The 7,609-nt window shown below is 62.2% G+C and carries 5 protein-coding genes; all 5 read right to left on the bottom strand.

The window, feature by feature from the left end:
• Positions 1 to 109: 109 nt before the first annotated feature.
• Entirely contained in the window at positions 110 to 1,159 is a 1,050-nt protein-coding gene (locus tag HX803_RS31100) for a hypothetical protein (protein WP_178925913.1), read from the bottom strand.
• A 12-nt stretch (positions 1,160 to 1,171) separates the two neighbouring features.
• Complete coding sequence (locus tag HX803_RS31095) at positions 1,172 to 2,980, bottom strand: hypothetical protein (protein ID WP_178925912.1); 1,809 nt, start codon at positions 2,978 to 2,980, stop codon at positions 1,172 to 1,174.
• A 3-nt stretch (positions 2,981 to 2,983) separates the two neighbouring features.
• Positions 2,984 to 4,234, bottom strand: a complete 1,251-nt coding sequence (locus tag HX803_RS31090; protein ID WP_178925911.1) for a hypothetical protein — start codon at positions 4,232 to 4,234, stop codon at positions 2,984 to 2,986.
• A gap of 26 nt (positions 4,235 to 4,260) precedes the next feature.
• Complete coding sequence (locus tag HX803_RS31085) at positions 4,261 to 5,178, bottom strand: hypothetical protein (protein WP_178925910.1); 918 nt, start codon at positions 5,176 to 5,178, stop codon at positions 4,261 to 4,263.
• A 62-nt stretch (positions 5,179 to 5,240) separates the two neighbouring features.
• Positions 5,241 to 7,604: a hypothetical protein gene (locus HX803_RS31080; RefSeq protein WP_178925909.1), complete on the bottom strand. Its 2,364-nt coding sequence runs from the start codon at positions 7,602 to 7,604 to the stop codon at positions 5,241 to 5,243.
• Between the last annotated feature and the right edge of the window lie 5 nt (positions 7,605 to 7,609).

The following is a 7,609-nucleotide window of genomic DNA, read 5'->3' as shown; positions in this document are numbered from 1 at the left end:
GTATCAGGCACATCACATTACTTGACACACCACGGCGCGGGCTGCGGTCTGCCTGGCGCCTTGTATTCGGCTGACACACCGCCGCGCGGGGCAAGCCCGCTCACTACAATCAGAGGTCGATGCGGCGCAGTCTTCCGGTTAATGGCACAACGTTGCCATCCGGGGTCGGTAATGGCCGGCCCGTCAATCCCATGCCTTCACTCACCACCACTCCACCGGGCACCAGGCACAGGTTGGACGGTGTATCCAGCCCACGTGCCAGCACCTTCACGTCACCGTTGTGCAGGTCGCAGTCGAGCAGGCGCCCCGAGAATCGGGTAAAGCCGCCATGCAGGGTTTCGCCGTTCCAGTCAGGCGGCAACGGTTGTTGCAGGTGGCTGCACAGCTCCAGCACCAGCACATGGCCGTTGGCGCGCAATGCCAGGCCGGTGGGCAGTTGCAGGCCGCTGATCAGCACCTCGATCTGCCCGCTGGCCGGGTGTACCCGGATCACCTGGCCGGCGTGGTCGGCAAAGTCGATGCCCTTGCGGGCCGGATCGCCGTGCAGTTCACCGGAGAACAGGCTGATCAACACCGCGTCGGTCTGCGGCTCATACACGAGGGTGACGGGCACCGCTTCCTGGCCCTGGTCCAGGCCAGGCAGTTGCACCCGCACACGCTCGTCTTCACCGTCGCCGAATTCCACCAGCTGGTTGGTATCGGGCTTGACCGCCAGCCAACTGCGTCGGGTCGGGTGGTAGCACAGCGCATTCAGGTTGCCCCGGCTGTGGTACACCGGTTCGGGCGGGCTGTATTGCAGGTCGAGCAACTTGGAACCGCCTATGTAATCGGTCTGGCTGGCCAGGCAACGCCCGCCACCGCAGGCAATGTCCGACAGGCCCATGATTTCATCGCGCAGCATGCGCGCCTGCATGTTCATCGCACGAAAGCCCTGGGCCAGGGGCTCCCCCGGAAGGTAGGCGCCGGGTCGTTCAGGGTCGGGGTGCAACAGGCTGATGCGGCCACTGAAGGTCTGGTCCGGCAAGCCCGAGCCGGCCTCGGCCAGCAACAGGCTGCCGTCGGGTTGCAGGCACAGGCCACGGGGGTTGAGCAGGCCTTCGGCGATCAGCGTGCTGGGGCGCAGGGTTTCGCTGGGCTGCGCGGGTATACGTAGCGTCATGGCGGTGTCCTCCTACTGCGGCGGTTGCCAAGGGGTTTGGGTGAGGTAGGCACTCAACAGGGCGCGCTGTGACGGCGACATCGAACGCACCACCGGCATGTACAGCGTGGTGCCTTTGTACACATCCGCGATGCGCGCGAGGATCGTGTTTTTCGCGCCCATGACCGCATCCGGCTTGTTCAATGCGACGTAGCGCGACATGGCCGGGAAGGCCAGGTAGTGAAAACGCAGGACGTGGGGGTAGACCATGTCCCAGGTGATGAGCGTACCGACCGGGATACCGAAGTCGGTCTGGGCGTATTTGCGAAAGCTGGTGAAGTAGCCACTGCTGTCGAGCCCGTTGGCGGTGCAGTTCAACGCGACGAAACCCGCCTGGGCTTCGCTGCCCGGCTTGAGGGCCACAGGGACACTGATCGAGCGTTGGCCGGCCTCCACCGTCAGCGTGGCGGGGAAATCGAGAAACTCGTAGTCCTGCGGGGCGGTGTACAGCGCCGGTGGCGATTGTTCAATACTGATCGCTGTGGCAGCGGGCACCGGACCGCCCAGGTAGCGAACCTGCAACGTGATCGACAGGCCGTCAGGGTAGTCCTCGAGGTAGACGTTACGCAGATCGCCGTACACCCGGTACTCCGATTCGAGGGCCTGCAGGGTCGAATCATCGACGGTACCCGGGGCATTGACCGCCAGGGCCGACGTCTGCGCAGCTTGCTGCTGGGTGGCACTCAGGGGCAGGTCGACGATGCCGCCATACACGTAGTAGTCAACCAGTGGGCTGCTCGTTGGGTCGAGCGTGGTGAGCTGAGTGGTGCCAGCGGTAATGCTGACAGGGCCGTAATTCGCATTCGGCCCGATGGGGCTGGTGATGTCGGTACGGTCAGCGCGGAAGGTTTGCTTGGGGATGAGGTTGACCATGTCGATGCTCAGCAGGCCGTTGCTGGCAAGCTCCGCATAGGCGGCATTGTCCGTGTCCTGGTTGATCAATTGGCGACTGGGTTGACAGTTCAACGGCTCATTGGCAAACGCCGGTGCCAGTGTGCCGATGACCCGGCCGATACTCGGGTTGGGGTCGTTTTTGTTGGCCGCATAGTCGGCGTTCAGTTCGGCCGTGGTCATCTTGGGGCACATTTCGAACATCACGAAGCGCAGCACGATCCCCGTCGCCCCGGGTGCCTCGATGATCGATTTGAGGCCCGCGCTGTTGCGGTTCCATTGGACAATGCTACTCAGCGGGAACGTCAGCTGGAACGTACCGCTGGCATGGAACGAGCCGGGTGCGTCCATGGTGTTTGGCTTCAGCACCCGGGTCTGCACGTCGAAACTGCTGCACACGGTGTTGCAGTGAATCAGTAACTGGAGGTCGTCATCGGTGCCTATTTGCAGGCCGCCGACGAAGATCTGGGTGGTGGTCGACGCTGTCGGGTCCAGGTCTACCATCATCGGACCGGTGAAAGGCCCCTGGCCGGTAACCGGGTCCACCGATCCAAGCAGGCCGATCGGCTGGCCAACGAGGTCACCGCTGGTGCTGACGCTGCCCGGGCTGCCCTGGGAGCTGACCAGGGCGTTTTCCATGAAGACCTGATGGTCTCCGAAGTGGTTCCAGCCGCCGAGGGTATAGCGCACCGCACTCGGGGTATCGATCATGGCGTTCAGTTCGTCATCGCTGTAAGCCTCGGCCTGGGGGGCCACGATAGAACGCGCCAGGTCAAACACCGGCCAACCGTTGTCCGCGTTCTGGGGCAGGCACGGGGTGTTGTTCGACACGCTGACGTCGGTGGTGATACCGCCCCAGAAATTCAGGCGGGGTCCGTTGAGGATACTCATGATCTATTCCTTGATCTGGGAAGGGGTGGCGCCCGGTGTTTGGGCGAATTTGAACAGGTAGGAGTAGTCGGACTTGATCGCGCTCTTGGGCGGCGTCGCCATCGAATGGCACGCCATGCAACTGCTGGTGGGCTGGATATAGCTTTCCATGGTCACGTTGGCTGACAGCGTGGGGGTGGGCGTGCCCATCGGGTTGCCGATCATGTTGGGGTTGAGCGGCCGCTGGGTGGTGATCAGCTTGTAGTACTTCAACGGGCTGTTTTGCAGGCCAGGGTCGGCGCGGTAGGTGGCGTTGACCGTGTCGGTGGCGCTATCAATGGCAGTGACACGGGTCAGCGGGTCGGGTGTCTGGAACGTGGTGCCGTTCACCGGCACGCACACCGGATGCGCCCCTTGGGTGTTCCAGTTGCACGGCGATTGGTTGACGGTGGTGGCGGTCGGGTCGTAGTAGCTGCCGTTGGTTGATAGGTCGGCCGGCACATTGTCGATTTGCTCGAAGGTCGACCACACCCACTGCGGGTAACCGACGGGCTTGGTGATGATGTGCAGCCCCACCAGCCCCAGGAGTTGCTGGGCGACTCCGTTGGGCTTGCCTTGGGCGTCGAACGTGGTCACCTGCGCGATCATGTTCAGGTAGCGGCTGGCATTGTCCTTGGACGTGAGGATGCGCCAGCTGGATTTGACCTCGATGACCCCGTTGGGGAACTTGATGCTGCTGGCGTTGGACACCACGTCCGCGTTGTAGAAGTTGTTGGCGACGATGTAGTTATAGGAGGTCTCGTTGGCAGCAATGTCGTAGTAGGTCGGGTTGCCCGCCTGGTCGATCAGCCAGCCGCCGATGGCCTGGTCGACGTGGTTCTGCAGGCTGGTGTTTTTCAGCGCGGCGATATTGATCAGGCCCAGGCTCCTGGCGGTCAGCACGCTGTTCCAGGGGCCGGGGTTGGCCGCATTCGGCAGGAAGATTTCCTCCACGCTCTTGTAGGTTTGCCACACGGTATAACCGCTGCCACCGGGCTGTTTGGTGCAGTCGGGGCTGCCGCGTTGCCCGTCCTTGGCCGGCCAGTTCAAGGCCACAAACAGCTGCCAGCTGTATTCATCAAACGGTGTCTGGCCGGCGCCAGCAGCCGGCGCGGCGCCGGGCAGTTGGCAACTCAGCGACGTGGCCAGGGCCGACGGCTGGGTCGCCTCCCTGGCCTGGGCCGGCAGGCCTGCCAGCCCCAGTAACAGCATGGAAAAACACACGAGGGTTTTCATGGCGGATCCTTCCTTTGATGTCGGGGTCAGGGTTGCATGAGCTGGTTCCATTGCGCCTTGTGGCCGTTGCTCTCGCCTGCCGGTGGCACGAACAGCTGGCAGGGCGGCGGGTTCGCCGGGCACATGGCGGCCACCTGGTCCCAGGTGTCCTTCGGGTCGGGGGGGGCGATGCGGAAGTTGGTGTAGTTCTGGCTCACGATGGGCGCGTTGGCGACGCTGGTATCCCCCGAGAAAAAGAACGACTGCGGCTGCCGGTAGGGCGGGCTGCCGGTCGGTTGTTTGTTGAAGGCGTAGCCAAACAGGATCGGCCCTGCGGGAGACTTCAAGTCCATGGCATAGGCTTGCAGGCTGCCGCCCAGGTGTTTGCTGCGCTCGGCGCTATAGGGCAGGTGCTCGATGAAGCTCTGCCGTGGCGGATGGTTCATCGGCGAGAACATGCAGCAGGCCGGCATGTCTTTCGGGCGGTCTTCCGGATAAGTGAGGAAGTACGCCTTGTTGCCCAGGGACACGAAGGTGCAGGTGTAGTTGTTGTCCTCTATCGGGAAGATCGGCAGGCAGTACTTCTCGTAGTGCTCCATCATCGCGCCGTAACCGTCGCCGTCCGCCGGGATATAGGTGGTGTCGTAGTAGCTGGTGCCCTTGGACACGGTGTAGTCGGCCGGCGTCAGGGTGGAAGGCGGGTCACTGTAGGGCGGCGGGTTTTTCTGGTAGTTGTGGATCACCCGGTACATCGTCCAGTCGCTGATCCATTGCGCCGGGAAGAACGGGTCGGATGGGTCGCTGGCGGTGCGCTTGGCGATGCAGTTGCCATTTTTCTTGTTGCAGCCTTCGGTGTTGTGCACCCCGTTGGTGAAGTACACCGCGCCGCTGTCACTGGCAGCAAACGCTGCGGGGCTGAGCAGCAGCACCAGCAGCAAGAATCGACGCAAGAAGTTGGCGTTCATATGACACTCCTGTGCAGTGCCGGGTGACGCAGGCGTCACCCGGTGGTCCTGGCGTTACAGCGTTATTGGTAGTCGCTCATGCTGAGCGGCACGGGTGGGTAATTGCGTTTCACCAAGGCCTGCGCCCACAGCTCCAGCACGGCGCGACGGCTTTGCGGCATGTCGCGGGTGATGGGCATCGCCAGGGTGCTTTCTTCCTGGTACTCCTTGCTGATCAGCACGATCAATTGGTCGATGGCGCCTTCGATCCGGGTCAGGGAATTGAGCGGCATGAACTTGTTCATGATCGGGTAGAGGTAGTAATAGGGTTTGAGGATGAAGGGGAAGATGAACGTTTCCCAGATCACCACGCCGGCGTCCTCGCGCTGGTACACGCGGTTCCAGGTATCGACGAAGTTTTTCTGTAACTCGGGCTCCAGCGGCAACACCCGCAGCGGTGCGAGGAAGTCTGTGTAGGCCTGGGTGAGCGCGAAGCTGAACGGGATATCCGGCGCTTGCTGACCCTCTTGCACAAAGAAACGCAGGGTCGGAAACCCCGCCGCTTTCCCCGTGACCGTGAGGTAGGCGATACCTTGGTCGTCGGTCTGTATCTGGGTCACGCTGTATTGCACGACACTGTTGGACGCGTCACGCAGCGTGCCTTGCCGGTTGATCGGGTTGGCGAACTCCAGCGTCGGGCTCAGGGCGACAGATGCAGGTGTCTTCAAGTATTCCTGATACGTCACGGGCACCGATGTGGCATTGGTGTCGGCCAGCCGTATGGACACCAACTGGCGGCCGGTGCCTTCGGTCACTTGGCCAAGCAGCGGGGCAACGCCGTTGAATTGCGGCAGGTTAGCGGTGTTTTGCAGGAACGTGGGAGGGAAGCTGTCGAACAGCTTGAAGTCGGCCGAGTTGTTGAACGCCAGGTAGTAGTCGGTGGTGCACAGCATGTAGGCATTGCCGTATTCCGCGATCCACAACGTGGTTCCCTTCGGTGCCGGCTGGCCGTCGCATTGCACCATGATCTGCAGCGTCTGGGTGGCGCCTACATCGATGAAACTGCCACTCTCCACCACCTCGGCGGTCCATCGTTGCTGGGTCGCGGCGACCACATTCGGGCTACCCTGCAACTGCAGTTCCAGCGTGCCGTTTTGCAGCAGGGTCTGCGCGGCCACGGTGAAGGGCAGGTCGAGGATGCCCGAGCGCTTGTCGAACTGTGCCTGTTGGTAATCGGCATAGCCGAAGCGGGCCAATTCGTTGAACAGCGTGCCCTGGCGGATGCCAATCGCATAGTCGCCCGCCAGGTACTTGGCGGCCACAGGGATTGGGGCGCTTTTGTCGACCGGATAGAACGGAAACGTGTTGCCCAGGTCCAGCGACAAGGTGTTGCCATGGATCTGCGCCGAGGTCACGCCGAGCTGTACCTGTTTTGGGCTGTCCCCTGGGGTGATGTGAATCGGCACTTTGGCGGCCGGCACCAGGCGCATGCCGGCAGGTGCGGTGGGGAACTCATCCTCGAACCACAGGCCGAGGGTGCCGACCGTGCGGCTGTAGGCCGGGTTGAAGAAAATATCGCCGACGTTGTCCAGCCCCTGCTGGTACATGGCTTGCACCTTGGCCAGCGCCTCCGGGGTGGAGGAGTGGGTGTCGATGGGCGGGAAGTCGTTGAGGATGCCGTTCTTGTCGTAGCACGTGAGGTAGGTGGTAAAACGGAACATCAGGCCCTTGGCGTTTTGTTGCTGCATCTGCGTTTGCAGGTTTTGCAGCAGCGCCGAGTCGCCCACCGCCCATGCCAGGTTTTCTTTCGGGAAGCACGTCTGCCAGGTCGTGGTGACGTAGCTCAGGCCGCCGAGCCCCGCCCAGTTGAAATTCAGCAAGCGGTCGAGCATGCGATGCTCGCGGTTCAGGGTCAGGCCGCATTGCGGGGTGCCCAGTACCAGCTTGTCGAAGTACAGCGCGGTGAAGGTGTTCTGCCACGGGCTCACGTCGACAAAACGCGCCGCCGTAGGGCCTGCGCCGCCAAAGGGGTTGCCCACCAGCTGGTAGGGCTGGTTGATCAGCGAGTCAGTGGCGACGTAACCGCCACCAGGCAGTTCACCGCCACTGATCACCGATTGGGTCTGCTGATAGCTCACGGTGCCGCAAGCATTGTCACCGAACAGGTTCCATTCGCCGGGGATCATCGGCGTGGTCACTTGTGGGGCATTGCCCGGTACTTGCAGCACATAGTCAGGAATCTGGTTGACCGGCAGCGGCGCAATCGTCCAGGGCAGCAGTGTGCTGGCTGCATTGAGTGGCGTAATGCCAAAGGACTCCAGGAACGGCCAGTTCATCTGCATCTTCACCGCGTCATACACCGGGAACATGTCGTTGTTATTGGCCGTTGGCGGGTTCCAGAACATGTGGCCTTTGACGTAGATCCGAGGAAAATTCAATACGCTCATGTCAG

The sequence above is a fragment of the Pseudomonas sp. P7548 genome, from assembly GCF_013386585.1.
GTDB lineage: Bacteria > Pseudomonadota > Gammaproteobacteria > Pseudomonadales > Pseudomonadaceae > Aquipseudomonas.
The sequence above is the reverse complement of the archived record's forward strand: the minus strand, read 5'-3'. Positions and strand labels throughout refer to the sequence as shown.